Annotated in this window: 23 protein-coding genes; 4 read left to right on the top strand and 19 right to left on the bottom strand. The window is 60.8% G+C overall.

The annotated features are described in order from the left end of the window. Nucleotides 1-624 precede the first annotated feature (624 nt). A complete protein-coding gene (gene gltP / locus JFT44_RS24465) occupies nucleotides 625-1,956 on the top strand; it encodes a glutamate/aspartate:proton symporter GltP (protein WP_057444842.1) in 1,332 nt (443 codons plus the stop codon). 95 nt (nucleotides 1,957-2,051) lie between these two features. After that, the gene (locus JFT44_RS24460; RefSeq protein ID WP_115127098.1) at nucleotides 2,052-3,281 is read left to right on the top strand and encodes a nucleoside recognition domain-containing protein; all 1,230 of its coding nucleotides are present in this window, start codon (nucleotides 2,052-2,054) and stop codon (nucleotides 3,279-3,281) included. Nucleotides 3,282-3,351: 70 nt separating this feature from the next. Here the strand turns inward: JFT44_RS24460 and JFT44_RS24455 are convergent, their stop codons facing one another. From JFT44_RS24455 to JFT44_RS24365, 19 genes are all read right to left on the bottom strand, one after another. Continuing rightward, nucleotides 3,352-3,963, bottom strand: coding sequence for an ABC-type transport auxiliary lipoprotein family protein (locus JFT44_RS24455; RefSeq protein WP_120731156.1), 612 nt, complete (start codon nucleotides 3,961-3,963; stop codon nucleotides 3,352-3,354). Continuing rightward, nucleotides 3,960-4,898 carry an MlaD family protein gene (locus tag JFT44_RS24450; RefSeq protein WP_057439239.1) on the bottom strand — a complete coding sequence of 313 codons (939 nt, stop codon included), beginning with the start codon at nucleotides 4,896-4,898 and terminating at the stop codon, nucleotides 3,960-3,962. Before JFT44_RS24450 ends, JFT44_RS24455 begins: the two co-directional genes overlap by 4 nt. A 1-nt stretch (nucleotide 4,899) precedes the next feature. Then, entirely contained in the window at nucleotides 4,900-5,703 is an 804-nt protein-coding gene (locus tag JFT44_RS24445) for an ABC transporter ATP-binding protein (RefSeq protein ID WP_057439238.1), read from the bottom strand. After that, nucleotides 5,700-6,848: an ABC transporter permease gene (locus JFT44_RS24440; protein WP_198831321.1), complete on the bottom strand. Its 1,149-nt coding sequence runs from the start codon at nucleotides 6,846-6,848 to the stop codon at nucleotides 5,700-5,702. The genes JFT44_RS24445 and JFT44_RS24440 overlap by 4 nt, the downstream gene beginning before the upstream one ends. A gap of 55 nt (nucleotides 6,849-6,903) precedes the next feature. Then, the gene (locus JFT44_RS24435) at nucleotides 6,904-7,935 is read right to left on the bottom strand and encodes a DUF5924 family protein (protein WP_057439236.1); all 1,032 of its coding nucleotides are present in this window, start codon (nucleotides 7,933-7,935) and stop codon (nucleotides 6,904-6,906) included. Nucleotides 7,936-8,007: 72 nt separating this feature from the next. Beyond that, the gene (locus tag JFT44_RS24430) at nucleotides 8,008-9,390 is read right to left on the bottom strand and encodes a pitrilysin family protein (RefSeq protein ID WP_198831320.1); all 1,383 of its coding nucleotides are present in this window, start codon (nucleotides 9,388-9,390) and stop codon (nucleotides 8,008-8,010) included. 146 nt (nucleotides 9,391-9,536) lie between these two features. Continuing rightward, nucleotides 9,537-11,195 carry a Na/Pi cotransporter family protein gene (locus JFT44_RS24425; RefSeq protein ID WP_186625926.1) on the bottom strand — a complete coding sequence of 553 codons (1,659 nt, stop codon included), beginning with the start codon at nucleotides 11,193-11,195 and terminating at the stop codon, nucleotides 9,537-9,539. A gap of 211 nt (nucleotides 11,196-11,406) precedes the next feature. Beyond that, the gene (locus JFT44_RS24420) at nucleotides 11,407-12,174 is read right to left on the bottom strand and encodes a TerC family protein (RefSeq protein ID WP_057442131.1); all 768 of its coding nucleotides are present in this window, start codon (nucleotides 12,172-12,174) and stop codon (nucleotides 11,407-11,409) included. 65 nt (nucleotides 12,175-12,239) lie between these two features. Next, a complete protein-coding gene (locus JFT44_RS24415; RefSeq protein ID WP_057442133.1) occupies nucleotides 12,240-13,547 on the bottom strand; it encodes a CitMHS family transporter in 1,308 nt (435 codons plus the stop codon). 336 nt (nucleotides 13,548-13,883) lie between these two features. Then, nucleotides 13,884-15,845 (bottom strand): DUF4105 domain-containing protein, encoded by a 1,962-nt coding sequence (locus tag JFT44_RS24410; protein WP_057442135.1) that lies wholly within the window; start codon nucleotides 15,843-15,845, stop codon nucleotides 13,884-13,886. After that, nucleotides 15,842-16,162 (bottom strand): DUF2388 domain-containing protein, encoded by a 321-nt coding sequence (locus JFT44_RS24405; RefSeq protein ID WP_057442137.1) that lies wholly within the window; start codon nucleotides 16,160-16,162, stop codon nucleotides 15,842-15,844. The genes JFT44_RS24410 and JFT44_RS24405 overlap by 4 nt, the downstream gene beginning before the upstream one ends. A 26-nt stretch (nucleotides 16,163-16,188) precedes the next feature. After that, nucleotides 16,189-16,497 (bottom strand): DUF2388 domain-containing protein, encoded by a 309-nt coding sequence (locus JFT44_RS24400; RefSeq protein WP_057442140.1) that lies wholly within the window; start codon nucleotides 16,495-16,497, stop codon nucleotides 16,189-16,191. Between the two features lie 113 nt (nucleotides 16,498-16,610). Then, nucleotides 16,611-16,931, bottom strand: coding sequence for a DUF2388 domain-containing protein (locus tag JFT44_RS24395; protein ID WP_057442142.1), 321 nt, complete (start codon nucleotides 16,929-16,931; stop codon nucleotides 16,611-16,613). A gap of 304 nt (nucleotides 16,932-17,235) precedes the next feature. Beyond that, a complete protein-coding gene (locus JFT44_RS24390; protein ID WP_007911656.1) occupies nucleotides 17,236-17,451 on the bottom strand; it encodes a DUF1127 domain-containing protein in 216 nt (71 codons plus the stop codon). A 318-nt stretch (nucleotides 17,452-17,769) separates the two neighbouring features. Next, nucleotides 17,770-19,263, bottom strand: a complete 1,494-nt coding sequence (locus JFT44_RS24385; RefSeq protein WP_198831319.1) for an acetyl-CoA hydrolase/transferase family protein — start codon at nucleotides 19,261-19,263, stop codon at nucleotides 17,770-17,772. A 180-nt stretch (nucleotides 19,264-19,443) separates the two neighbouring features. Further along, nucleotides 19,444-20,880 carry an NAD(P)(+) transhydrogenase (Re/Si-specific) subunit beta gene (locus JFT44_RS24380; protein WP_057957922.1) on the bottom strand — a complete coding sequence of 479 codons (1,437 nt, stop codon included), beginning with the start codon at nucleotides 20,878-20,880 and terminating at the stop codon, nucleotides 19,444-19,446. Then, on the bottom strand, nucleotides 20,880-21,200 hold the full coding sequence (locus JFT44_RS24375; protein WP_003233786.1) for an NAD(P) transhydrogenase subunit alpha: 321 nt from the start codon (nucleotides 21,198-21,200) through the stop codon (nucleotides 20,880-20,882). Before JFT44_RS24375 ends, JFT44_RS24380 begins: the two co-directional genes overlap by 1 nt. A 15-nt stretch (nucleotides 21,201-21,215) precedes the next feature. After that, the gene (locus JFT44_RS24370) at nucleotides 21,216-22,337 is read right to left on the bottom strand and encodes a Re/Si-specific NAD(P)(+) transhydrogenase subunit alpha (RefSeq protein WP_057957923.1); all 1,122 of its coding nucleotides are present in this window, start codon (nucleotides 22,335-22,337) and stop codon (nucleotides 21,216-21,218) included. 449 nt (nucleotides 22,338-22,786) lie between these two features. After that, a complete protein-coding gene (locus JFT44_RS24365) occupies nucleotides 22,787-23,686 on the bottom strand; it encodes a LysR family transcriptional regulator (protein ID WP_057442148.1) in 900 nt (299 codons plus the stop codon). Nucleotides 23,687-23,843: 157 nt separating this feature from the next. Between JFT44_RS24365 and JFT44_RS24360 the strand changes: the two genes are divergently transcribed. Both JFT44_RS24360 and JFT44_RS24355 read left to right on the top strand, forming a co-directional pair. Further along, entirely contained in the window at nucleotides 23,844-25,025 is a 1,182-nt protein-coding gene (locus tag JFT44_RS24360) for an acyl-CoA dehydrogenase (RefSeq protein ID WP_029290432.1), read from the top strand. Between the two features lie 13 nt (nucleotides 25,026-25,038). Beyond that, a complete protein-coding gene (locus JFT44_RS24355; RefSeq protein ID WP_057957924.1) occupies nucleotides 25,039-26,259 on the top strand; it encodes a CaiB/BaiF CoA-transferase family protein in 1,221 nt (406 codons plus the stop codon). Nucleotides 26,260-26,476 lie beyond the last annotated feature (217 nt).

The following is a 26,476-nucleotide window of genomic DNA, read 5'->3' as shown; positions in this document are numbered from 1 at the left end:
GGGGGCCGGGTTGCTCTGATCAAGGTGGATCGGCGTGACCTACGGGTACAGGGAGTGCCTGCGCAAGGGCCGGGTCAGGAGAAAAGCTGCGACGCAGGTCCGCAGGCCGTTATGGCCTGATGGACTTGCGGCGGGCTTGAGAGTGATCGCTAGGCGCTTATGCCGCCCATAGCTGTAAAATTCCCTTCTGCTACATCACAACCATTTCATGGTGTTACTGCGCGACCATCTATCGAGAAAGTTTGGCCTCGGCCAGACTGGTTTTTCGATGGTATGCGTAGGAATTTTCAAGAGTTTTTCCCTCCCGGCAAAAAAACCGAAAATCCCTGAGCGAGCCTGAAATGGCCGGTTCACGGCATGTATGCCTGACAGAATGTCGCATTCGAACTGACCAAACAGACAGTTTTATTTGCAAAAACCCATGCCGATTCGGCATAGGGTAGGCGTTTACGGCATTAGACTATGCCCCCCCGCATCGGAATAGTTGCGCCTTTTTTCGCTTGCCAGTAAGCCATATCGGCCATCTGCGGTGACCTTCTACGGAGGCTGATGCTCACACTTTTTCGCTCCCGGGCGTTCCAGCTGGCGCATCTGCCTGAGTCCACTTGAAACAAGGGTAATGACATGAAGAAGGCAAAACTAAGCCTCGCCTGGCAGATCCTCATCGGTCTGGTGCTAGGGATTGCAATCGGTGCTGTACTCAACCACTTCAGTGCCGAAAAAGCCTGGTGGATCAGCAACGTGTTGCAGCCGGCGGGCGATATCTTTATCCGCCTGATCAAGATGATCGTGATCCCGATCGTGATTTCGTCGCTGATTGTCGGAATCGCCGGTGTAGGGGATGCGAAAAAGCTCGGTCGGATCGGTGTGAAGACCATCGTTTACTTCGAAGTGGTCACTACCATTGCGATTGTGGTCGGTCTGCTGCTGGCCAACCTGTTCCACCCCGGTGCCGGGATCGACATGAGTACCCTGGGTACCGTGGATATCTCCAAGTACCAGGCGACCGCCGCCGAGGTGCAGCATGAACATGCGTTCATCGAGACCATCCTCAACCTGATTCCGTCTAACATCTTTGCCGCCGTAGCCCGTGGCGAGATGCTGCCGATCATCTTCTTCTCCGTGCTGTTCGGCCTGGGCTTGTCGAGCCTCAAGCCAGACCTGCGCGAACCCCTGGTGACCATGTTCCAGGGCGTGTCCGAGAGCATGTTCAAAGTCACCCACATGATCATGAAGTACGCCCCTATCGGTGTATTCGCCCTGATCGCGGTGACCGTGGCCAACTTCGGCTTCGCCTCGCTGCTGCCATTGGCCAAGCTGGTGATCCTGGTTTACGTCGCCATCCTGTTCTTTGCCTTTGTGATTCTTGGCCTGATCGCTCGCCTGTTTGGCTTCTCGGTGATCAAGCTGATGCGCATCTTCAAAGATGAGTTGGTACTGGCCTACTCCACCGCCAGCTCCGAGACCGTGCTGCCGCGCGTGATCGAGAAGATGGAAGCCTACGGTGCGCCGAAAGCCATTTGCAGCTTTGTGGTACCTACCGGTTACTCGTTCAACCTCGACGGTTCGACCCTGTACCAGAGCATCGCGGCAATCTTCATTGCTCAGCTGTATGGCATCGACCTGTCGGTTGGCCAGCAACTGATGTTGGTACTGACCCTGATGGTCACCTCCAAAGGCATCGCCGGTGTGCCGGGCGTGTCCTTCGTGGTACTGCTGGCAACCCTGGGCAGCGTGGGCATTCCATTGGAAGGCCTGGCGTTCATCGCCGGTGTCGACCGCATCATGGACATGGCGCGTACCGCCCTGAACGTGATCGGCAACGCCCTGGCCGTGTTGGTTATCGCGCGTTGGGAAGGCATGTACGACGATGCCAAGGGCGAGCGCTACTGGAACTCCCTGCCACACTGGCGGACCAAGACCGCGCTGCCGGCTGGCGAGACCAGCCAGGGCTGATCCCTGCTTGATTCGCACAAACCCCGGTAAATCCGGGGTTTGTCGTTTCTGCCAGCCCCGCTATCATTCGCCACATATTTAAAGGGGTGTGACTGATGCTTAATGGCCTGTGGCTTGGCTTCTTTGTCGTGGCAATGGTATCGGCGCTGGCGCAATGGCTGGTGGGCGGCAACGCCGGGATCTTTGCGGCGATGGTGGAGAGTATCTTCGCCATGGCCAAGCTGTCGGTCGAAGTGATGGTGCTGCTGTTCGGTACCCTGACCCTCTGGCTGGGCTTTCTGCGCATCGCCGAGAAGGCCGGGATCGTCGAGTGGCTGGCCAAGGCTCTGGGCCCGCTGTTCCTGCGGCTGATGCCGGAAGTGCCGGCCGGTCACCCGGCCATCGGCCTGATCACCCTCAACTTTGCCGCCAACGGCCTGGGCCTGGATAACGCGGCGACGCCGATCGGTCTCAAGGCCATGAAGGCGCTGCAAGAGCTCAACCCGATCCCCAACACCGCGACCAACGCGCAGATCCTGTTCCTGGTGCTCAACGCGTCCTCCCTGACCCTGCTGCCGGTGACGATCTTCATGTACCGCGCCCAGCAAGGCGCGCCCGACCCGACCCTGGTGTTCCTGCCGATCCTGTTGGCCACCAGCGCCTCGACCCTGGTGGGCCTGCTGTCGGTAGCACTGATGCAACGCCTGCGCCTGTGGGACCCGGTGGTGCTGGCGTACCTGATCCCCGGTGCGCTGGTGCTGGGTGGCTTTATGGCCTTGCTGGCCACGATGTCGGCGACGGCCCTGGCAGGCTTGTCCTCGATCCTCGGCAACCTCACGCTGTTTGGCCTGATCATGCTGTTCTTGCTGATCGGCGCGCTGCGCAAGGTCAAGGTCTACGAAGCGTTTGTCGAAGGTGCCAAAGAGGGCTTCGACGTTGCCAAGAACCTGCTGCCGTACCTGGTGGCGATGCTGTGTGCAGTCGGCGTGCTGCGCGCTTCCGGGGCGCTGGAGTTTGGCCTGGAAGGCATTCGCCATCTGGTGGCCTGGACCGGCCTGGACACGCGTTTTGTCGACGCCTTGCCTACGGCGATGGTCAAGCCCTTCTCCGGCAGCGCGGCGCGGGCGATGCTGATCGAGACCATGCAGACCCAAGGGGTGGACAGCTTCGCGGCGCTGGTGGCGGCGACGATCCAGGGCAGTACCGAGACCACCTTCTATGTGCTGGCGGTGTACTTTGGCTCGGTGGGTATCCAGCGGGCGCGGCATGCGGTGGGGTGTGCGTTGCTCGCGGAGTTGGCCGGTGTGGTGGCGGCGATTACCGTTTGCTACTGGTTCTTTGGCTAAGGCTTAGATCGCTATCGCAGGCAAGCCCACACATCAGAATGTGGGCGCTGGCTTGCCTGCGATGAGGCCCTCAGCGTTTCGGCGCTGCATTGCCCTGCGCCACCACCCAATCCACCACCTGCTTGTTCAACTGATCCCCCGCCAACCCAAACCCGGCGACCACCGCTGGCACCTGGGTATCACTCACCGGCTGGCGCACTTCAAAGCGCTTGGCCGCCACGATCCGCTGGTCACTGCCGCGCACCAGTCGCGCGTCCAGGCGTATCACCACCTCCACTGCCCCGCCCCGGTACTCGCTCTGGAAGGCCTGCAACTGCCCGCCCAGATCGAAGTCCGCCTGCAGGTTGGTGTCATCGGTGCTCAGGAACGCCACCCGGCCATCGCGCTGGAAACCGTCCAACAGACGGTTGCGCAACAACACCGGCGCCGGATCGCTCCAGCGCGACTGGGCATAGCTGCTGATCAAGTTGCCCTCGGGGACCACGGCAATGCGCGGGCTGTCGAGGAATTCACTGGCCTGCGGCTTGGCCAGGCGCAATGACCAGGTGCCCGGGTTGCCATGGGCTGAGGCCTGGGCTGCCGGTAGCCGATAGACGTTGGATGGATCGGCCTTGGGCAGGATCGAGCAGGCGCTGACCAGGGCCAGGGCCACTGGCAGGATCATTTGGTAAGCACGCTTCATGGCGTGAACTCCTTGTTCTTGTCACTGCCCAGCAGGTACCCGCTGGGGTTGGCTTCCAGGCGACGGGAAATGGCCCGCAGGGAGCCGAGGGTATCGCGCAGTTCGCGCACGGCCGGCGCCAGTTCATTGAGGCCCTGCATGCCGCTGTTCAGGGATTCTTTGTTGTCGCTCAACAAGGTGTTGATGGTCGCGGTGCTTTGCTCCAGGGAGCGCATGGCCCCTTCGGCGCTGCCGAACATCTGTTTGCCCTGGTCGTTGAGCAGGCCGTTGGCGTTGCGCATCAGCGCGGTGGTCTGCTCCAGGGTGGCGCCCGCCTGTTTGCTGACCTGGGCCAGTTGCTGCATCACCACCTTGATATCGCCCCGTTGCTCGGCGATGGCCCCGGTGGTCTGCTCCAGGTGTGCCAGGGTGCCGCTCAGGCGATCGACGTTGGCGGGCGAGAACATGCGGTTGGCGTTGTGCAGCAGCAGGTTGATGCTGGTCATCAGGTCATTGCTGTTGTTCAGCAGCCGGGCGATGGGCGATGGCGAGGCGGTGATCTGCGGCAGGTTGCCGTTCTTGCCCTTGAGTTCGGGGCTTTGCGGAGTGCCGCCGCTCAGTTGAATGATCGAGGTGCCGGTGATGCCAGTCAGCGCCAGCTTGGCCTGGGTGTCTTCCTTGATCGGCGTCTGCCCGGCCAGGCGGATGCGTGCCAGGACGCGACGTGGGTCTTTCGGGTCCAGGCGCAGGCTGGTGACATCACCGACCTTGATCCCGCTGTACTGCACCGCGCTGCCCTGGGACAGGCCGCTGACCGCTTCGTTGAAGATCACTTCGTAATCCTGGAACGCGCTGTCGACGCTGGACTTGGCCAGCCACAAGCCGAACAGCATGGCGCCGACCACAACGATCACGCTGAACAGACCGATCATCACATGATGGGCTCGGGTTTCCATGTCATACCTCGTTAAGCTGTTGAGCGGCATCCAGTGCCGCACGGCCCCGTGGGCCATGAAAGTATTCGTGAATCCAGGCGTCGTCCGTTTCCGAAACAACATCTATGGCTCCGGCCACCAATACCTTTTTCTGCGCCAGCACCGCCACACGGTCGGTGATGGTGTAGAGCGTGTCCAGGTCATGGGTGATCAGCAGCACACTCAGGCCCAAGGCATCGCGCAGGGTCAGGATCAACTGGTCGAAGGCTGCTGCGCCAATGGGGTCGAGGCCGGCAGTCGGTTCATCGAGAAACAGAATGTCCGGGTCCAGGGCCAGGGCGCGGGCCAGGGCCGCACGCTTGATCATCCCGCCCGAGAGTGACGACGGGTATTTGTCGGCCGCCGACAACGGCAGCCCGGCCAGGGCCAGCTTCACCGCTGCCAGGTGCTCGGCATCGGCACGGCTGAGGCCGGCGTGTTCGATCAATGGCAGGGCGACGTTCTCCGTGACCGTCAGCGAAGAAAACAGCGCGCCCTTCTGGAACAGCACGCCGAAACGCCGCTCCACCAGGGAGCGCTCGTGCTCCGCCAGGCTCGGCAGGTTCTGCCCGAAGACCCGCACCTGGCCTTCACTGGGCTGGCGCAGGCCGACGATGCTGCGCAACAGCACCGACTTGCCGCTGCCCGAGCCGCCGACCACGGCGAGGATCTCGCCCTTGTACAGGTCCAGGTCGAGGTTTTCATGCACGCTTTGCGGGCCAAAGCGGTTGCACAGGCCACGGACTTCGATCACCGCCTCGCTGGGCGCTCGCTGTAAACGGCTCACCAGCCCGTCTCCATAAAGAACAATGCGGCCACTGCGTCGAGCACGATCACCACAAAAATTGATTGCACCACCGCAGAGGTGGTGTGGGCACCGACCGATTCGGCGCTGCCGCTGACCTTGAAGCCTTCCAGGCAGCCAATGGCGGCGATCAGGAAGGCGAAGAACGGCGCTTTGACCAGGCCCACCAGCAAATGCTGGACGCCAATGTCCGATTGCAGCAGCGAGAGGAACATCGCCGGCGAAATATCCAGGGCCACGGCGCACACCACGCCGCCGCCGATAATTCCGGAGATCATGGCGAGGAAGGTCAGCATCGGCAGCGCCACCAGCAACGCGAGAACGCGGGGCAGCACCAGCAACTCCATGGGGTCCAGGCCCAGCGTGCGGATGGCGTCGATTTCTTCGTTGGCCTTCATCGAGCCGATCTGCGCGGTGAAGGCACTGGCGGTACGGCCGGCCATCAGGATTGCCGTGAGAAGGACGCCAAACTCCCGCAGGAAGGAGAACGCCACCAGGTCCACGGTGAAAATACTTGCGCCGAAACTTTCCAGCACCGTGGCGCCGAGAAACGCAACCACGGCGCCCACCAGAAAGGTCAGCAAGGCGACGATAGGCGCGGCGTCGAGCCCGGTCTGTTCGATATGCGCCACCATCGGCGTCAGGCGCCAGCGCTTGGGCCGGAACACGCCACGGGCGAGGGTTTCGAGGATTAGGCCGATAAAGCCGAGCAGCTTCATGGCATCTTGCCAGACGGTATCCACCGCGCCGCCGATGCGCGCCAGCAGTTGGATGCCGGCGCTTTCCTGCGGCTCTTTGACTGGCACACAGAAATCATTCAGGGAGCGGTAGACGGTCTTGAGCAGCGCGCGGTCGGCGGCGGGCAGACTGCAGTCGGATTGTTCGGCGGAGTGCTCGATGCGCTCGGGCCCCAACAGTTCCACCAGCAGCGAGGCGCCGGCAGTGTCCAGCGCGCCCAGGCCGTTGAGGTCGACGCGGGTGCTAGCGTCGTACTGGCCGTCGAGGCTCGCCGACAACCGCTTGAGGGCGCTGTAGTGGGCCAGCGTCCAGTCCCCGGTGACCCTGAGTTGGGGCGGTTGGGTGGACGCGTCCAGGTGGGCATTGCCTGCCGTTGTGCTACTGGTCATAAGCTCCGAGCTTGTTTGGCTATTCCACAATTGCTATGTAATAGCACGATCCATCCTACTTTGGCGTGTCCGTTGGTGCTGTGTCCGTGACTTTAAAGCGCAACACGCCGATCACCTGGCCATCTTCGGTCAGCACCCGCACTTGCCAGCGGCCCGCGGCATTCGCCGGGAAGTTCTGCTTGTGCGTCCAGGCCCGATAGCCTTCCTTGCGCCCGCCATGGATGTCCAGGGCAATGCGGTCGACCTCTTTGCCGTTGAACTTCCACACATGGTAGATGCGCTCGTCCAGCCCGCGCGGTGCGTTGATCGCGGTGTAGGCGTACAGGCCGCTGCTGCGCAGTTGGCTGGCGCTGACTTCCTTGAGGTCATCGCCGGGGGTACGGTCCTGCAATTGGGTGCTGATTGCCACTTCGGTCATCCACAGGGTCGCCGGCGGCACCCAACTGCGCAGGAACCAGCCCGCACAACCGATCGCCGCCGTCACGCCCAGCAGCATCAGCCACCCCTTGACGCTGCGCAGTGGCAGGCTTACTGCCAGGCTGGGGATCGACAAGACCATCGCCACGCCCAGGGCCAGTTTGTAACTTTCGGCGGTGGTCAGGTGCAGGATGATCGGCAACGCGGTGAGCAAGGCGGCAAACAGGGTCAGGGTGTGCAGCGCCAGAAACAGCGAGCGCTTGGGTGCCAGCCATTTGTAGTACAGCGGGTCGGTGATCGAGACGAGTGCGGCGGCGCCCAGCAAACCGGTGAAAATTGCCTGGCTGCTGTTCCAGGTGGTGGTGACAAAAAAGAACGGCAGGACAAAAAACAGGCTTTCCTGGTGGATCATTTGCGTGGCGTAGCGCAGCAGCGGCTCGGGGATTTCCCGCTTGAAGACCTTGCTGAACAACTGGGTGAAGCTGTTCTCCAGCATCAGCCATAGCCAGCTCACCAGCATGATGATCGCGATCCAGCTGGCCATGCCTTGCTGGCGGTCCACCAGGATAAAGCTGCCCACCCCCGAGATAAAACCGCCGAGTGCGATCACCCCTGGGTAGCGCTTCATCAGTTCGAGGATGCGCTGGATGAGATGGGTCAGGTTTGGCATTCGGCGGTTCGCAGTCTTTGTAGGAAAAAATCCCAGACAGAATAACGTCTTAGCCCTCTGAGTGGCGTGCGATTACGCAACTGCTTTGCGATAACGGAGCACGCCAATCAGCCCAATGGCAATCAGCCCCAGCACGCCTGCGGCGATCCAGCCCAGGGCGTCGTAACTGAGCAACGGCTTTTCGATGCGCCAGTAGCCGGGCTGGTTGAGCAACTGGCGCATGGCCTGGTTGGTTTGCGCCAGGCTTACGGCCTTGATGCGCTTGGCCGGGTCGCTGAAGCGGCCATCGGCGTAGTCGGCCAAGGCGCCCCAGTAATAGTCGGCCAGGCCACTGTTGCCCTGCACGGCCCAGGCCTGGCGGTCGATGGCGGCTTGTTGCAGGCGGCTAAAGGTGACTCGGTCGAGGCCATCCTCAAGCAGCTTGGCCTTGAGGTTTTCGAGGACGTGTTCGGCTTCAGGCAGGTTGTCGCGGTCCAGGTCGGCGTTCAGGCTCATGAACCCCACGCCGCCCAGCACTTCGCGCTCGCTCCGCGGGCCGTAGGACAGGCCATGCTGCAGGCGCAACTGGCGATACAACGTCCAATCCAGATAGTCCTTGAGCAGGTCGTAGGTCGCGTCGTGCTGGTCGTCCAGTATCGGCTCGGGAAACAGCCAGTGCAGCTTGGCGCCATCGCCGACCCAGCCACGGACCAGGTCACGCTGGGTCGCTGCGGCCTTAAGGGTTTGCGGTAAGGCCCGGTGTTCACTGGGGTCTACCGGCTCGAGCTGGCCATAGGTGCGTTCCAGATAGGCCGGGAGCAGTTTGTCGAGGTCGCCGACGATGATCAGGGTCATGTTGTTGGGGGCGTACCAGTCCTGGCGTACCTTTTCCAACTGGGCGCGGGTCAGGTGCTCGACTTCGGCACGCTCGGCGCATTTGAGGCCCAGTTCCACTGCCAGTTGATTGCTGGCGTTGTGGCCCAGGTCCTGGCGATCCAGCAGGCGTTGCAGGTGCGAAGAGTGGCCGCCGTCTTCGCGCTCCACCACCTGTTTGGCCGCGTTGATTGCGGCGTCGCTCAGCTCGGTACGGGTCACGATTGCCATCAGCAGGTCCAGCACCTTGCGCTGGTTGCGCGCCGGGGCTTCGATGACGAAGGTGGTGTCGGCATTGCTGGTGTAGGCGTTCCACTCCCCGCCCAGGGCCTGCATCTGTTCTTCCAGCTCGCCCTCGCCGCCGCCATTGATGCCGCTGAATAGCAGGTGCTCCAGCAGGTGCGGCAGTTCCTTGTCCGCGCAACTGAAGTCGTCCAGGCCTACACCGACCACCAGGCGGATCGCCACGTGCCCACGTTCGGTGCCCGGCTTGAGCAGCAACTGCAGGCCGTTGGGCAACAGATAGCCTTCGACCTGCAAGCGGTCAAAGGCAAAGGCGTGGGCCGAGCCTATGAGCAGGCAGGCGAATAACAGGCGACGCATAACGGGGTTCCTGGCGGGTGATGACTTTGGGAGCAGCCAGTGTGTCAGGCATGCATTTTTCTGCTGACACACCGCTATCGCGGGCAAGCCCGCTCCCACATTGGTTGGGCGGTGTTTTTAACTGACTCCCCGGGCGTGCGGTTCGTTCAGGGCGAATGGGTGATGTCGGCAATATTGTCCGCTGCCAGCGCGCCGGTCTCGGAGGTTTCCAACACTACATAAGCACTGCTGCAAAACAACGAGTTCAGGCGTTTCATGTCGGCAATCAGCTCCAGGTGCAGGGAGCTGGTCTCGATACTTTGCACGATCTTGCGTTGCAGGCGGCTGACGTGGGCGTGGGCCAGGCGCCGTTCCTGGGCGCGAAAGCGGCGCTTCTCGCGCAGTAATTGGCGGGCGCTTTCCGGGTCGGCGCTGAGGAATACCGACAGGCCCAGGCGCAGGTTGGAGATCAACTGGCTGTGCAGGTCGGCCAGTTCCTCCAGCCCGACTTCGGAAAACGAGCGACGCTGGGAGGTTTTCTGCTGCTGGACCTTGCGCAGCATGCGCTCGATCAAGTCGCCGGCCAGCTTCAGGTTGATCGACAGCTCGATGATTTCGGCCCAGCGCCGGCTGTCGTGCTCGCTGAGGTCCTCCCGAGGCATTTGCGCCAGGTACAGCTTGATCGCGCTGTAGAGCGCCTCGACATCATCGCTGAGGCTGCGCATTTCCTGGGTGATCGCGGTTTGTTTGCCGCGCAGCACTTCCAGCGTGGCGGTCAGCATGTTGTCGATCAGGTCGCCCAGGCGCAGGGTTTCCCGCGCGGCATTGGCCAGGGCCAGGCTCGGCGTGGTCAACGCCGTGGGGTCGAGATGGCGGGGTTTGGCCAGGCCATTGGCCTCTGGGCGCTCCGGCAGCAGCCAGGCACACAGGCGTGCCATGGGGCCGATAGTCGGCAGCAGGATCAGGCAGCGGGTGACGTTGTAGAGCAGGTGAAAGGTGATGACCATGCCCTGGGCGCTGTAGTCCAGGGTGTCCATCCACTGCACCAGCGGGTCAAGCACGGGAATGATCAGCAACAGGCCGATCAGCTTGTACAGCAGGCTGCCCAGGGCCACTTGGCGGCCGGCGGCGTTTTGCATGCTGGTGCTGAGGAAGGCCAGCACGCCGCTGCCGATATTGGCGCCGATCACCAGGCCGATTGCCACATGCAGGCCAATCACCCCGGCGCCGGCCAGGGTCGCGGTCAGCAGCACGGCGGCCAGGCTGGAGTAGGAAATCATCGCAAACAGCGCGCCCACCAGGGCATCGAGCAGAATGTCGCCGGTCAGCGAGGCGAACAGCACTTTGACGCCCTGGGCCTGGGTAATCGGCCCGGCGGCTTCAACGATCAGTTGCAGGGCGAGAATGATCAGGCCCAGGCCGATCCCCACCCGCCCCATCTGCCCGGCGCGTGTCTGCTTGCGCGACAGGAAGAAGATCACCCCGAGAAAGATCAGCAGCGGCGACAGCCACGACAGATCCAGGGTCAGCACCCGCGCCATCAATGCGGTCCCGACGTCGGCACCGAGCATGGTCGCCAGGGCGGGGGTCAGGCCCATCAGGCCCTGGCCGACAAACGAGGTCACCAGCATCGCCGTGGCGTTGCTGCTTTGCACCATGGCGGTCACCAGGATCCCGGCAATGAACGCCAGCCAGCGCCTGGCCATGTTCTGCCCGATGACTTGGCGCAGGTTGGAACCGTAGACCCGCAGGATGCCAGTACGGACGATATGCGTGCCCCAGATCAGCAGGGTTACCGCAGAAAGAAGATTGAGCAGGGTCAGCATACTCGGCCCCCTGTATTGAGTCGTGCTCGAAGTGGAGCAAAAAGTGCCGTGTGCCGTTTTGGGTTGTGTACTTAAGCTGTAGTTGGCGAACGGCCTGTGCGCCAGCATCGCATAGCTAAAGTCGGCTTTGAAACAAAACTGTCATGAAATCAGCTTTTTGCAGGCGAAAAAAAGGGGCCCGCATGGGGCCCCTCATTCGGTCATCGCAGGTTTACTGGCCCGGAATGTCCTTGCGCAGTTTCACTGGATCCTGCTGCTTTTTCTTCTTCGCGATGGCGCTACGCATCTTGATGTTGACCGCTTCTACCGCCAGGGAGAACGCCATGGCGAAGTACACGTAGCCTTTTGGCACGTGGACGTCGAAGGATTCAGCGATCAGCACGGTACCCACGATCAACAGGAACGACAGCGCGAGCATTTTCAGCGACGGGTGCTTGTCGATGAACTCACTGATGGTGCCAGCTGCCAGCATCATCACCAGTACCGCTACGATGATCGCCGCGACCATGACCGGAACGTGGGAAACCATACCCACGGCGGTAATCACCGAATCCAGGGAGAACACGATGTCGATGATCGCGATCTGGATGATGGTGTAGATGAACTTGCCACCCTTGCCTTTCGGCTCTTCGTGGGTTTCGTCTTCACCTTCCAGGGCGTGGTACATCTCCTGGGAGCTTTTCCACAGGAGGAACAGGCCGCCGAAGAACAGGATCAGGTCGCGACCGGAAATACCCTGGCCTGCAATGGTGAACAAGTCGGCGGTCAATTGCATGACCCAGGTGATCGACAGCAGCAACAGGATCCGCGTGACCATGGCCAGGGCCAGGCCGAAGATCCGGGTGCGCGCCTGCATATGCTTGGGCATACGGCTGACCAGGATCGAAATCATGATGATGTTATCGATGCCCAGGACGATCTCGAGAGCCGTCAAGGTGAAGAAGGCAATCCAGATCTCCGGATTGGTCAGCCATTCCATATGTGTTCCTTTGCGCGAGTGTTAGACCGCGCCGGCAGTAGGACCGGCGCAGTGGGTTGTTACGATTATAGAGTGCTGAACAGCGGGAATGTGCCCAACAACAATGCAGCGAACATTATGCACAGGCATACCAATACTGCCCACTTCAGGGTGAAGCGTTGGTGATCGCCAAATTCGATACCGGCCAGGGCGACCAACAGGTAAGTCGAGGGCACCAGCGGGCTGAGCAAGTGTACCGGCTGGCCAACGATTGAGGCACGGCCCATTTCTGCGGCGGTGATTCCGTAGTGGCTGGCGGCTTCGGCCAATACCGGCAGTACGCCGTAGTAGAACGCATCGTTGGACATGAAGAAGGTGAACGGCATGCTCACCAGCGCGGTGATCACCGCCAGGTACGGGCCCAGAGCCTCAGGGATGACCGCCAGCAGGCTCTTGGACATGGCGTCGACCATGCCAGTGCCCGACAGGATGCCGGTGAAGATACCCGCGGCGAAGATCAGGCCGACCACTGCCAGCACGCTGCCCGAGTGGGCGGCAACGCGGTCTTTCTGCTGCTGCAGGCACGGGTAGTTGACGATCATCGCGATACTGAAGGCCACCATGAACAGCACAGGCAGCGGCAACAGGCCGGCGATCAGGGTGCACATCAGGGCCAGGGTCAGGGCGCCGTTGAACCAGATCAGTTTCGGGCGACGGGCATCGGGGAACTGCGAGACGCTGATTTCGCTATGGTCGACTTCATCGCCTTGCAAGTGCAGCACACCCAGACGAGCACGCTCGCGCAGGCCGTACATATAGGCGATTACCAGAATGGCGACCACGCCGGCGGCCATGGCCGGGATCATCGGTACGAAAATATCCGAGGGGTCCACGTGCAGCGCACTGGCGGCGCGGGCGGTCGGGCCGCCCCAGGGCGTCATGTTCATCACGCCACCGGCGAGGATGATCAGGCCGGCCATGATCCGCGGGCTCATGCCAATGCGCTTGTACAGCGGCAGCATGGCGGCCACGCAGATCATGTAAGTGGTGGCACCGTCGCCATCCAGGGACACCACCAGTGCCAGTACGGCAGTACCGACGGCGACTTTAAGCGGGTCGCCCTTGACCAGCTTGAGGATCTTGCGCACGGCCGGGTCAAACAGGCCAGAGTCGATCATCAAGGCAAAGTAGAGGATGGCAAACATCAGCATCACGCCGGTGGGCGCGAGCTTGGTGATGCCTTCGAGCATCATCGGGCCGATCTTTGGCGCAAAGCCACCGAACAGCGCGAACAGGATCGGCACGATGATCAGGGCGATCAGCGCCGACAGGCGCTTGGTCATGATCAGGAACATGAACGTGATGACCATGGCAAAGCCAAGGAAAGTCAGCATAGGAATACTCCAGGCGTAGCGCGGCTAGGGAATGGCGAACCGGGTTGGGGTCAGCGCAGAACGAAAAGCGCGAGGCGTACGGGGGGAGTCGGGAAAAACAGGCGGGTAGGAGCGGACATCAGAATCACCATTGTTGTTGTTAATTGGGCCCCTGGGCGTAGAAAAGCTCAGGTTGGCCAACCGGTCTATTGCCGGTAGTGAGGGCGATCCTAATCGCGAAAGCTTTCAGCCAGCTTTCGCTGGGTAAACAGGCGATGAACAGATGCTTCGTGGGATTGGTCTGGTTTTGATGTCTGTAAGGGCGCTATCGCGGGCTTGCCCGCGATGCTGTTGACCTTAAGGCAGTTGCAGGCCACCGGCCGCCTTGTGCAAGGCCCGCAGATGTTCGCCCACCTGCTTGAGATTGGCCTCGCAGGCGGCAATCTCTGCAGCCCGCGAAGGCTCCAGCAGTGCCCTCACCTCTTTGTCCAGGTCGCCGGTCAACGATTGCAGCTGTTTCTGGCGTGATGCGCTTTCCGACTCCAGGCGTTGCCACTCCTTGGGTTGGGGCAATCCATAGCCGCCGCTGCCGAGCAGCTCCGCCGGGCGGCTGAGGAAGCCGCTGTTGGCGAGGATCTGCTGCAAGGTGGCATCGGCCTTGGCCATGCCGCCGTTCTTCAGCTCACGGGCACCGAGGTAGCGTTGCTTGACCTCGTCCTGGGCGAGCATCAGCTGTTTGCGAAAGCTGGCCTGTTCCAGCAGCAGCAAGGCGGCGCTGGTGCGCAGGTCAGCCTTGTCGAACCAGGTCCTGCGTTGCTCGGCGCTCAAGGCCAGCCAGTCTTCGACCTGGGTCTGCGGGATCGGCAGGTGTTTCTTCAGCACCTCGAACATCGCCTGGTAGCGCTCGCGGAAGGAGTCGAAGTGATAGCCCAGGCGCAAGGCTTCGCGGCGGTCATCCAGCACGCTGGTGTCGGCCAGCCCACGGGCCTTGAGCACTTCGAGCAAACCGTTGGGGGTGATGTTGTCCAGGGTGGTCAGTTGCGGGTTGGCGCTGCCGCTGCGCAGCAGTTTCAGGCCTTCGACCGCGCAGTTGTTGGAGAGGAAGTAATAATTGCCATCGTAGCTCCAGTGCATTTCGGCGGCGTGTTCGACGGTGTCGTTGATCTCCTGGCGCGTGAGGATCAAGGGCACCGATGCCAGGCCGCGCAGTTCGGTCTTGGTGTATTCGTCGATCACCTGGGCCAGGGGCAGTACAAACAGGCGTGAGGGGTACTTGCCTACCAGTCCGTCCCAACTCGATAGCTGCACGTCGCCCACGAATGCGCGGTAGGACAACACCAAGTGCTGGTCCAGGTCCAGGCGGCAATCCGGGCCACGAGGGCGGCCCGGGGCGCAGATCACCAGGCGCAGCATGCTGTGGCCCCAGCGGCTCACCAGGTTCTGGTTGGCCTCGGCCAGCAGGTAGTCGATGGCGTACACGCGCTCGGGATCGACCTGGCCCAAAGGCGTCTTGGCAAAATCGTTACCGGCATTGAGGAAGGCGAAAGTGTTGGCGCAGGTGTCCTTGGCCGGCGGGGCCCAGCCGAAGTGTGCCTGGTAGTAGCGATACAGCGCAGGACGGCGGCAGGCGTAGCTCGGGTCGAGGAGGAAGTACTCCATGTTGACCGCGACGAACTCCTTGGGGTTGGTGATTTCGTACAGGTCCGGACTACGAGCCACTTGCCGATTGTGTTGCTCGCGCTCGCCACGGCGGCCGACGTATTGCGGCCAGCCGGCCAGGTCGAGCAAGCGCGGGTCGTCGCTGAGGGTGAAACGGCGGTCATTCTGGCCACGGCATTGATCGGGCAGGCCAATCAGGCCGGTGATGTTGTTCTGGCGGCTGCAGCGCTGGATCAGCGAGCGCTGGTCCTTGGGCCACAGGCGCGCACGGTCATAGATGTGGGTCAGCTCATGTAGCACAGTGGCGAGCAGTTCCCGGCGCACGGTGCCATGGGGGCGCTGAGTCTGCTGGGTGGCGGCGGTGCCGTCCGTGAGGCTGGCCAGTAGCTTGCGGTTGAGGTCCAGCTCCGAGACCAGTGACGCCTGGCCATAGGCATTGGCGGGCATCTCGTCGGTCCAGCCGACGTCGATGCGCCGGTCCAGTTGCTCGATGAAGCGCGGCGGCAGCGCCTGCATGGCTTCATCAAGCAATGCCTGGCTGGCCTGCTGTTGGGCTGGGCTCAAGCCGTCGGTCTTGAGCCGTAGTTGCAGGCTGGCCTGGGCGGCGCTGCCTGCCAGCAGTACCGTCGCAGCCAATAGCCAGGCGGTGAAGCGCCTCACAATGCGAGGATGGCTTCGGCGAGGACCTGGTCGCTGGCGTCGCGGGCTTCTGGCACGCGGGTGCGCAGGGTGTCGAAGGCGGCTTCCAGTTGCGCGCCACGGATATCGCCATTGCTGGCGACAAAGCTGGCGGCATCGTCGTGGGCTTCGCGCACGACTTTGGAGTCACGGATGGAGGTGGTTGTGTCCGAGGTGAAATCAATGGTGCGGCCGAAGGCACGAACAATGATGTTACTAGTAGCCACGAGGGTTTGAGCCTGGGCGATATCGGCCAGCAGGAACAGGCCGAGAACAGCAGCGATCAACGGGCGACGCATGGAATGACTCCAAAGAGAAAGGATGATTATTGGACGAGAATTGCCTGGGCCAGTTCAAGGTCACTGGACTTAAGTTTTGGTTGGGTGCGACGCAGATAATCCAGTGCACTTTCCAGTCGGGCGCCCCGCCATTGGCCGTCAGTGGCAATAAACGCGGCAGCGTCATCCTGGGCGGCCAGTAGCAATTTACGGTCGAACGGCGCCGAGGTCACTTTGCTGGTGGCATAGGCACTGGCGACGAGGCCTTGCGTGGACACATCAAAGGCCTGGGCAGGCCCGGCCCCGCACACGGCAAGCACTGTAGGAACAATCAACAAACGGTATGAAAAAGCCATGGGACTCGACAACTGAAAACGAGCGCCAAGGCTAGCGTAATGCCTGGGCGAGAGCCAGCGCGGGCACCTCTATGTAGGAGCTGGCTTGCCGGCTCCTACAAAACAGCTCCGGCTCAGATGGCCAGGATCGCCTGGGCCAGTTGCACATCCGTGGCCGCATTGAGTTGTGGCGCCTGTTGGCGGATCTGCGCCAGGGCGCTTTCCAGCTTCACGCCACGGATCGCGCCTTCACTGGCGACGAAGCTGGCGGCATCGTCACGGGCAGCACGTACGACCTTGTTGTCGCGCAGGGACGATGTGGCATCGGAGCTGGCATCGGACGTGGCTTTAAGCGCGCCCACAATCGAGTCGGTGGTCACAATCAGGCTGGTGGCGCTGGCATTGGCGGCGACGGCAAGCAGGGCTGCAGCGCTCAGCAAACGAAGACGGGACATGGGGTGACTCCTGTGTATGGGACGAACTAATGACGCGATAGTAGCGGGCGCCTATCTGTTCGGGTAGTACGCAGTGAGAAGTCGTTGCCCGGAAAGGCTATTGGGGTAGTACAAAACGATCGTTATAAAATTGTACTGGTCGACTCTTAAACCAATGAAACTGTACTTGTTGCGAGGCTGAGCACTGACTTTTCAGCCTCCCAGAAACCACAAAACCCGCCTCCGGTTACCCGGGGCGGGTTCTGCTACAACAATTCGGGTTGCTGGCTGTGGACCTGTTAGGTCAGGGCCAGCGGGCGCTAAATCAGCGCCAGAACGGCTTGCTCAGCTCTTCGTAGCGTTGAGCTTCGCTGATCCCGGCATCGGCCAGCAGACGCGAGTCCAGACGAGCCAGTTGATGGCGGCTGGAGATGCGGCGCTGCCACAACATCAGGTTGGCGATAACGCGCAGAGGCAGGGAAGCCTGGGTGTTTACAGCTTTATCTTCGAAGAACAGTTCGGAACTGAGTGTACGTTCCATGATGACATCCTTCCGCTTGTGGCGGGATTAGGTAGTGGTTTAACTGATGCCAATGATCCTCCTCCGGCGCAAGACTCTCTAGATACAGTTCACCTGTATTGTGAGGGGCCAGTTAACTGTTTATAGCGGCTGTACTGTACGGAAATGGGGCAACTGTACCTGTCGGCACTTATTTGGTGCGTTTTAGGCATTTTGGAGAGAGGGCGTAGGGTTTTTCGGTAGGAAATGACCGGTACAGTAGTACAGTTTTTTTAAAAGGTGCCGCGCTCAGTTCCGAGCGAATGCAACTGTGTTTGCATCCGCCCGGATCTGTATTGATCAACCTTTGAGCATGTGCCCGGTTTCTTCCAGGTTGATGTGCCAGCTCAAGGCTTCGCGCAGGATGTGCGGGGTATGCCCGCCGATGGCGCAGGCGGCGTTGAAGTATTTATTGAGGGCGTCACGGTAGTCTGGGTGCACGCAGTTATCGATGATCACCCGTGCCCGCTCCCGTGGCGCCAGGCCGCGCAGGTCAGCCAGGCCGATCTCGGTCACGAGGATATCGACGTCATGCTCGGTATGGTCGACATGGCTGACCATCGGCACCACGCTGGAAATCGCCCCGCCCTTGGCAATGGATTTGGTAACAAAGATCGCCAGGTGCGCGTTGCGGGCGAAATCCCCCGAGCCGCCAATGCCATTCATCATCCGCGTGCCGCAGATGTGGGTGGAGTTGACGTTGCCGTAAATATCGAACTCCAGCGCGGTGTTGATGGCGATGATGCCCAGGCGGCGCACCACTTCCGGGTGGTTGGAGATTTCCTGCGGGCGCAGCACCAGCTTGTCCTTGTAGTGCTCCAGGTTGCCGAACACGTCGGCATTGCGCCGCTCTGACAAGGTGATCGAACTGCCGGAGGCAAAGCTCAGCTTGCCGGCATCAATCAGGTCGAAGGTCGAGTCCTGGAGGACTTCGGAGTACATGGTCAGGTCTTCGAACGGTGATTCGATCAGGCCGCACATCACCGCGTTGGCGATATTGCCGATACCGGCCTGCAGTGGGCCGAGTTTGTTGGTCATGCGCCCGGCGTCCACTTCCTGCTTGAGGAAGTTGATCAGGTGATTGGCGATCCACTGGGTGTCGCTGTCGGGCGGCGTAACCGTGGAGGCGGAATCGGCCTGGTTGGTGATGACGATGGCGACGATCTTCTCTGGCGGGATCGGGATCGCGGTGCTGCCGATGCGATCATCCACCTTGACCAGCGGGATCGGGGTGCGGGTCGGGCGGTAGGTCGGGATATAGATGTCGTGCAGGCCTTCGAGGTTCGGATTGTGTGCCAGGTTGATCTCGATGATCACTTGCTTGGCAAAAATCGCGAAGCTGGCCGAGTTGCCCACGGAGGTGGTGGGCACGATATGGCCTTGCTCGGTGATGGCCACGGCTTCAATCACTGCGATGTCCGGCAGCTTGAGCTGGTTGTTACGCAACTGCTCGACGGTTTCCGACAGATGCTGGTCGATAAACATTACTTCGCCGGCATTGATCGCCTTGCGCAGCGTGCTATCGACCTGGAACGGCATGCGGCGCGACAGCACGCCGGCTTCGGTAAGTTGCTTGTCCAGGTCGTTGCCCAGGCTGGCGCCGGTCATCAGGGTGATTTTCAGGGGCGAGGTCTTGGCGCGTTCTGCCAGGGCGTGGGGCACAGCCTTGGCTTCACCGGCGCGGGTAAAGCCGCTCATGCCGACGGTCATGCCGTCCTCGATCAGGGCGGCAGCATCGGCGGCGCTCATGACCTTGTTCAACAGCGAAGGCAAGCGAATACGATCACGGTACATGGATTGTTATCTCGGGCAACGGAGGCAAGGTGGGCAGTCTAGTGATTTCAAAGGCGTTCGTCCCGCTACCATGGTCGAATGCCAGGTGGCGATTTAGAGCCTTTGGTCGGGTTTTTCCCGTTAATAAAAAACCCCAGCCTACGGGAGGCCGGGGTTTTGGGTATTGCGCTGGAGCAGTGTTTATTCGACAGCCTTGACCATGTCTTCAATGACCTTCTTCGCGTCGCCGAAGACCATCATGGTCTTGTCCAGGTAGAACAGTTCGTTATCCAGGCCGGCATAACCACTGGCCATCGAGCGCTTGTTGACGATGATCGTCTTGGCCTTGAAGGCTTCGAGAATCGGCATGCCGGCGATCGGCGATTTCGGATCGTTCTTGGCGGCCGGGTTGACCACGTCGTTGGCGCCGAGCACCAGCACCACGTCGGCCTGGCCGAACTCGGAGTTGATGTCTTCCATCTCGAACACCTGGTCATACGGCACTTCGGCCTCGGCCAGCAGCACGTTCATGTGACCAGGCATGCGCCCGGCGACCGGGTGGATCGCGTATTTCACGGTGACGCCGCGATGGGTCAGCTTCTCGGTCAGTTCTTTAAGTGCATGCTGCGCCCGCGCTACCGCCAGGCCATAGCCTGGGACGATGATCACGGTGTCGGCGTTGGTCAGCAGGAAGGTGGCGTCGTCAGCCGAACCGGACTTCACCGGGCGTGCCTCTTTCGAACCGGCCGGCCCTGCCGCATCCGGCGTATTGCCGAAACCGCCGAGCAGCACGTTGAAGAACGAGCGGTTCATCGCCTTGCACATGATGTACGAGAGGATCGCGCCGCTCGAACCTACCAGGGAGCCGGCAATGATCAGCATCGAGTTGTTCAGCGAGAAGCCGATACCCGCCGCAGCCCAGCCGGAGTAGCTGTTGAGCATCGACACGACTACCGGCATATCCGCGCCGCCAATCGGGATGATGATCAGCACGCCCAGCACGAAGGCCAGGGCCAGCATCAGGGCAAAGGCGCTGAGGTTGCCGGTGAACATAAACACCAGGCCCAGACCCAGGGTGGTCAGGCCCAACACCAGGTTCAATTTATGCTGGCCGCCAAACTGTACCGGTGCGCCCTGGAATAGACGGAACTTGTACTTGCCTGACAGCTTGCCGAAGGCAATCACCGAACCGGAGAAGGTAATGGCACCGATAGCGGCACCGAGGAACAGCTCCAGGCGGTTGCCCGCAGGAATCGCATCGCCCAGTTGCTTGACGATCCCCAGGGATTGCGGCTCGACCACTGCGGCGATCGCAATAAACACCGCTGCCAGGCCGATCATGCTGTGCATGAAGGCGACCAGCTCCGGCATCTTGGTCATTTCTACGCGCTTGGCCATGATCGAGCCGGCGGTACCGCCGACCAGCAGGCCGACAATCACGTAGCCGATGCCGGCAGTGGCAAGTTCTGCACCGAGCTTATAGATGAGGCCAACGGTGGTGAGTACCGCCAGCGCCATGCCCAGCATGCCGAACAGGTTGCCGCGTCGGGACGTGGTTGGGTGCGACAGGCCTTTGAGGGCCTGGATGAAGCAGATCGACGCGATCAGGTAGAGCGTCGTCACGAGGTTCATGCTCATTACTTCTGCACCTCTTCTTTAGCCTTGGGCGCTTTCTTCTTGAACATCTCAAGCATCCTACGGGTAACTAGGAAACCGCCGAACACGTTAACGGCAGCCAGGGCCACGGCCAGGGTGCCCATGGTCTTGCCCAGTGGCGTGACGGTGAGTGCGGCGGCGAGCATGGCGCCGACGATCACAATCGCCGAGATTGCATTGGTCACGGCCATCAACGGCGTATGCAGCGCGGGGGTGACGTTCCAGACCACGTGGTAACCGACATAAATCGCCAGCACGAAGATGATCAGGTTGTAGATACCGGGGGAGATAAGCTCTTCCATCGTCTGAATCCCTGCTTAGGCGTTTTTGCGGATGACTTGGCCGTCGCGGCACATCAGGCACGCGGCGACGATGTCGTCTTCGAGGTTGATTTCAAACTGCCCTTCCTTGGTGAAGACCAGCTTCAGGAAGTCCAGCAGGTTGCGCGCATAAAGGGCTGAAGCGTCGGCAGCGACGGCACCGGCAAGGTTGGTCGGGCCGCAAATGGTCACGCCGTTCTCCACCACCACCTGGTCGGCGACGGTCAGTGGGCAGTTGCCACCTTGGGCGGCGGCCAGGTCGATCACCACGGAGCCTGGCTTCATCTGGGCGACGGTTTCGGCGCTCAGCAACGTCGGGGCCTTGCGACCCGGGATCAGGGCGGTGGTGATGACGATGTCGGCTTGCTTGGCGCGCTCATGCACGGCCAGGGCCTGACGCTGCATCCAACTGGTGGGCATGGGGCGTGCGTAGCCGCCGACACCGACGGCGCATTCGCGCTCTTCATCGGTCTCGTAGGGCACGTCGACGAACTTGGCGCCGAGGGATTCGATCTGTTCCTTCACGGCCGGACGGACGTCGGACGCTTCGATGACGGCACCCAGGCGTTTCGCCGTAGCGATGGCCTGCAGGCCGGCCACACCAGCACCGAGGATCAGCACACGGGCGGCTTTCACCGTACCGGCGGCAGTCATCAGCATCGGCATGAAGCGCGGGTAGTGATGGGCCGCGAGCAACACCGCCTTGTAGCCGGCAATGTTGGCCTGGGACGACAGCACATCCAGGCTCTGCGCACGGGAGGTGCGCGGGGCGGCCTCCAGGGCGAAGGCAGTGATGCCATGTTCGGCCAGGCGGGTGATGGTTTCGTTGCTGAACGGATTGAGCATGCCCACCAACACGGTGCCGCTTTTAATCAGCGTCAGTTCGCTGTCGCTGGGGGCGACCACCTTGAGAATCAGCTCGGCGCCAAACGCGTCGCTGGCACTGCCAATGGTTGCGCCTGCCGCTTCATAGGCACTGTCGACGACGCTGGCATTGATGCCTGCGCCGCTTTGTACAGTGACCTTATGGCCCTGGCCGATCAGCTTCTTGATGGTTTCCGGGGTTGCAGCAACCCGCGTTTCACCGGTCTGGGTTTCGAGAGGAACACCAATGTGCACGTCAAATCTCCTGCATGATCTTTTTGCTTTTGATTTTTGTAAAAAGGCCAGTGCACCGCGAGTGGCGCAACTGGGGCGGCCGATCAGCACGACCCCGCTGAAATGACAGCAGGGCGCGGCATTTTGCAGGCGAACTTTACGGCCTTCAAGGGATTATGACGGGTGACGAAAAATTAACTACAAGTCACCCTGTGACTGATTGTCGCAACGTGCCGAAATAACCTCTTTGAATACAGGTGTTTAAAGGCTTCCGGCGGAAAAAGACAATTTTTGCAATTGTCGTCATGAATAGCGGGTCATGGGGGGTGAATAACCCCTGTAGCGCTGATAGCTATTGGCTTTCAGGTCATTTTTGCATTGATCGGTACAGTCTGTCTAAAGGCGACATATATTTATATCTGTAGTGCTATAAATTATCTGACTACAAGGTCAGTAAATATCGCAGGCGTCTAGAACTGGTGGCTGTAGCGTTGTGCCTGATCAACCAGCCAGTCTCGAAAGGCGCGCAGCGACGCGGATTCGACCTTTCTCTCGGGAATCATCAAGTAATAAGCCTTGCTGCTGGTCAGCGCCTGCGGGTTGGCGATCACCAACTGTTTCTCGCCCAGTTCGCGTTGAATAAGGAACGGTGGGATCAGCGCAATGCCCATGTCATGCATGGCTGCCTGGGACAGCATGGAGAATAGTTCGTAACGCGGGCCTGTCATGTCCCGGGGGATATTCAGTTGCTGGGCATTGAACCACTGGCGCCAGGCGTAGGGCCTTGTGGTTTGCTGTAGCAGCGGCAGTTCGGCGATTTCCTCTGCGCTGAAGTGCGAGCGGTTCTCCAGCAATCGCGGGCTACAAACGGGAACCGGGTTTTCGCCCATCAGTCGGTGGGATTCGGTCCCGGACCAGTCGGCATCGCCGAAATAGACCGCGGCATCGAATTGCGTATCGGCAAACAGGAATGGGCGAGTGCGGTTGGTCAGGTTCACCGTGACTTCGGGGTGTTGTTGCTGGAAGTCCTTGAGGCGCGGGATCAGCCACTGCGTGCCGAACGTGGGCACTACTGCCAGCTCGATGACATTAGCGCCCTGCTGGCCCATCACTGAGAGAGTGTCGCGCTCCACGGCATCTAGTTGCGTCGCGACCCGCCGGCTATAGGAAAGCCCGGCTTCCGTGAGCTTTACCCCACGTCGCGAGCGTCGAAACAGTTCGACACTCAAAAACTCCTCGAGGCTGGCGATCTGTCGGCAGATTGCGCCCTGGGTAATGGATAGCTCCTGCGCGGCCTTGGTAAAGCTCTCGTGGCGGGCTGCCGCTTCAAAACTGACCAGGGCCGTGGTGCTGGGGATCTTCCTGCGCATGTACCGTCGCCTCACTAATAAAGAGCAGTTTTGCCCTTTTCGATCATTACGAAGTGAGAAATTAGCACAAGCCTATGCAAAAACCTCGTTTGCCCTCCTCGCCTGTCCGGCCTAGGCTCCATGCACGACTTTTGATTTACTTCGCGAGGACTCACTCATGGGCGGTAAGGCAAGCTTCAACTGGATCGATCCACTGCTGCTGGATCAACAGCTCACAGAAGAAGAGCGCATGGTGCGCGACAGCGCTGAGCAATTTGCCCAGGACAAGCTGGCGCCGCGTGTGCTGGAAGCCTTCCGTCATGAAAAGACCGATCCCGCAATTTTCCGTGAAATGGGCGAGACCGGCCTGCTCGGCGCGATGATCCCCGAGCAGTACGGTGGCAGTGGCTTGAACTACGTCAGCTACGGCTTGATTGCCCGTGAAGTGGAGCGTGTCGACTCCGGCTACCGCTCGATGATGAGCGTGCAGTCGTCCCTCGTCATGGTGCCGATCAATGAGTTCGGTACTGAGGCGCAAAAACAGAAGTACCTGCCCAAGCTGGCCTCGGGTGAGTGGATTGGTTGTTTCGGCCTGACCGAGCCCAACCACGGTTCGGACCCGGGCGCGATGATTACCCGTGCGCGCAAGGTGGATGGCGGCTACAGCCTTACCGGCAGCAAGATGTGGATCACCAACAGCCCGATTGCCGATGTGTTTGTGGTCTGGGGTAAGGACGACGCCGGCGATATCCGTGGTTTTGTCCTGGAGAAGGGCTGGAAAGGCCTGAGTGCCCCGGCGATTCACGGCAAGGTCGGCCTGCGCGCTTCGATCACCGGCGAAATCGTCATGGATAACGTGTTCGTTCCCGAAGAAAACATCTTCCCCGATGTGCGCGGCTTGAAAGGGCCGTTCACCTGCTTGAACTCGGCGCGCTACGGCATCTCCTGGGGCGCGTTGGGGGCAGCGGAGTTCTGCTGGCACACGGCGCGCCAGTACACCCTTGATCGCCAGCAGTTCGGGCGTCCATTGGCTGCCACACAATTGATCCAGAAAAAGCTCGCCGATATGCAGACCGAGATCACTCTCGCCCTGCAGGGTTGCCTGCGTCTGGGGCGGATGAAGGATGAAGGAACGGCGGCGGTGGAGATCACTTCGATCATGAAGCGTAACTCCTGCGGCAAATCCCTGGATATCGCCCGTATGGCTCGTGACATGCTGGGTGGCAACGGTATCTCCGATGAGTTCGGGATCGCCCGGCACCTGGTCAACCTGGAAGTGGTGAATACCTACGAAGGCACGCATGACGTCCATGCGCTGATCCTCGGACGTGCACAGACTGGTATCCAGGCGTTCTATTAATAGGAGTGTGACCATGGGCGCGCTATCGCATCTGCGGGTACTGGATTTGTCACGGGTGCTGGCAGGGCCCTGGGCCGGGCAGATTCTTGCGGATCTTGGGGCCGAGGTGGTCAAGGTCGAGCGACCTGGCAGTGGCGACGATACGCGCGCCTGGGGGCCGCCGTTCCTTAAGGATGCTTATGGTGAGAACACCACTGAGGCGTCCTACTACTTATCGGCCAACCGTAATAAGGAGTCGGTGACTATCGACTTCACACGGCCGGAGGGGCAGAAGCTGGTCCGGGACCTCGCGGCGAAGTCGGATATCTTGATCGAGAATTTCAAGGTTGGCGGTTTGGCGGCGTATGGCCTGGACTATGAGTCGCTCAAGGAGCTCAACCCGGAGCTGATCTACTGCTCTATCACAGGGTTTGGCCAGACCGGGCCGTATGCGGCGCGCGCGGGCTATGACTTTATGATCCAGGGGTTGGGCGGGCTGATGAGTCTGACGGGGCGTCCCGAGGGTGATGAGGGCGAAGGTCCGGTCAAGGTGGGTGTGGCACTGACCGACATTTTGACCGGGCTTTACTCTACGGTGGCGATTCTGGCGGCGTTGGCGCACCGCGACCATGATGGTGGCGGCCAGCATATTGATATGGCGTTGCTGGATGTCCAGGTGGCTTGCCTGGCTAATCAGGCGATGAATTACCTGACGACGGGTGTATCGCCCAAGCGGTTGGGCAATGCGCATCCGAATATCGTGCCGTATCAGGACTTTCCCACCGCTGACGGCGATTTCATCCTGACCGTGGGTAACGACAGTCAGTTTCGCAAGTTTGCCCAGGTTGCCGGGCAGCCACAGTGGGCTGATGATCCGCGGTTTGCTACTAATAAGCTGCGGGTGGCCAATCGGGCGGTGCTCATTCCATTGATTCGCCAGGCCACAGTGTTCAAGACCACTGCCGAGTGGGTGAGCCAGCTGGAGCAGGTCGGTGTGCCCTGTGGGCCGATCAATGATCTGGCGCAGGTGTTTGCCGATCCTCAAGTGCAGGCGCGCGGGTTGGCTATCGAGTTGCCGCATCCGCTGGCAGGCAAGGTGCCGCAGGTGGGCAGCCCTATGCGGCTGTCCAAGACGCCGGTGGAGTATCGCAGTGCGCCGCCTCTGCTGGGCGAACATACGGCTCAGGTGCTAAGCCAGGTGCTGGGATTGGGGGCGGCCCATGTGGCGGCTTTAAAGGAGGCGGGGGTCATTTGAGGTGTTTCTTCTATATAGAGGGGGGTTCTATATATAAAGGCTGGTTGTTTTTTAAACGATCGTAACTAATTGATAGAAAAGCAAAATTAAGGGTTGACGGCAGATTCTGGAAGTCTATAATTCGCCCCACTTCCGGCGCAGTCGAAACGGAAAACTCCTTGGTAAACAAAGAGTTACGCAGAATTCGACAGCGAGTTGCTTCAGTTCATCGAAGCCC

Source organism: Pseudomonas sp. MF5691 (assembly GCF_016405645.1).
GTDB lineage: Bacteria > Pseudomonadota > Gammaproteobacteria > Pseudomonadales > Pseudomonadaceae > Aquipseudomonas > Aquipseudomonas shahriarae.
Note: the sequence above shows the minus strand (reverse complement) of the source record. Positions and strands in the feature narration are given on the sequence as shown.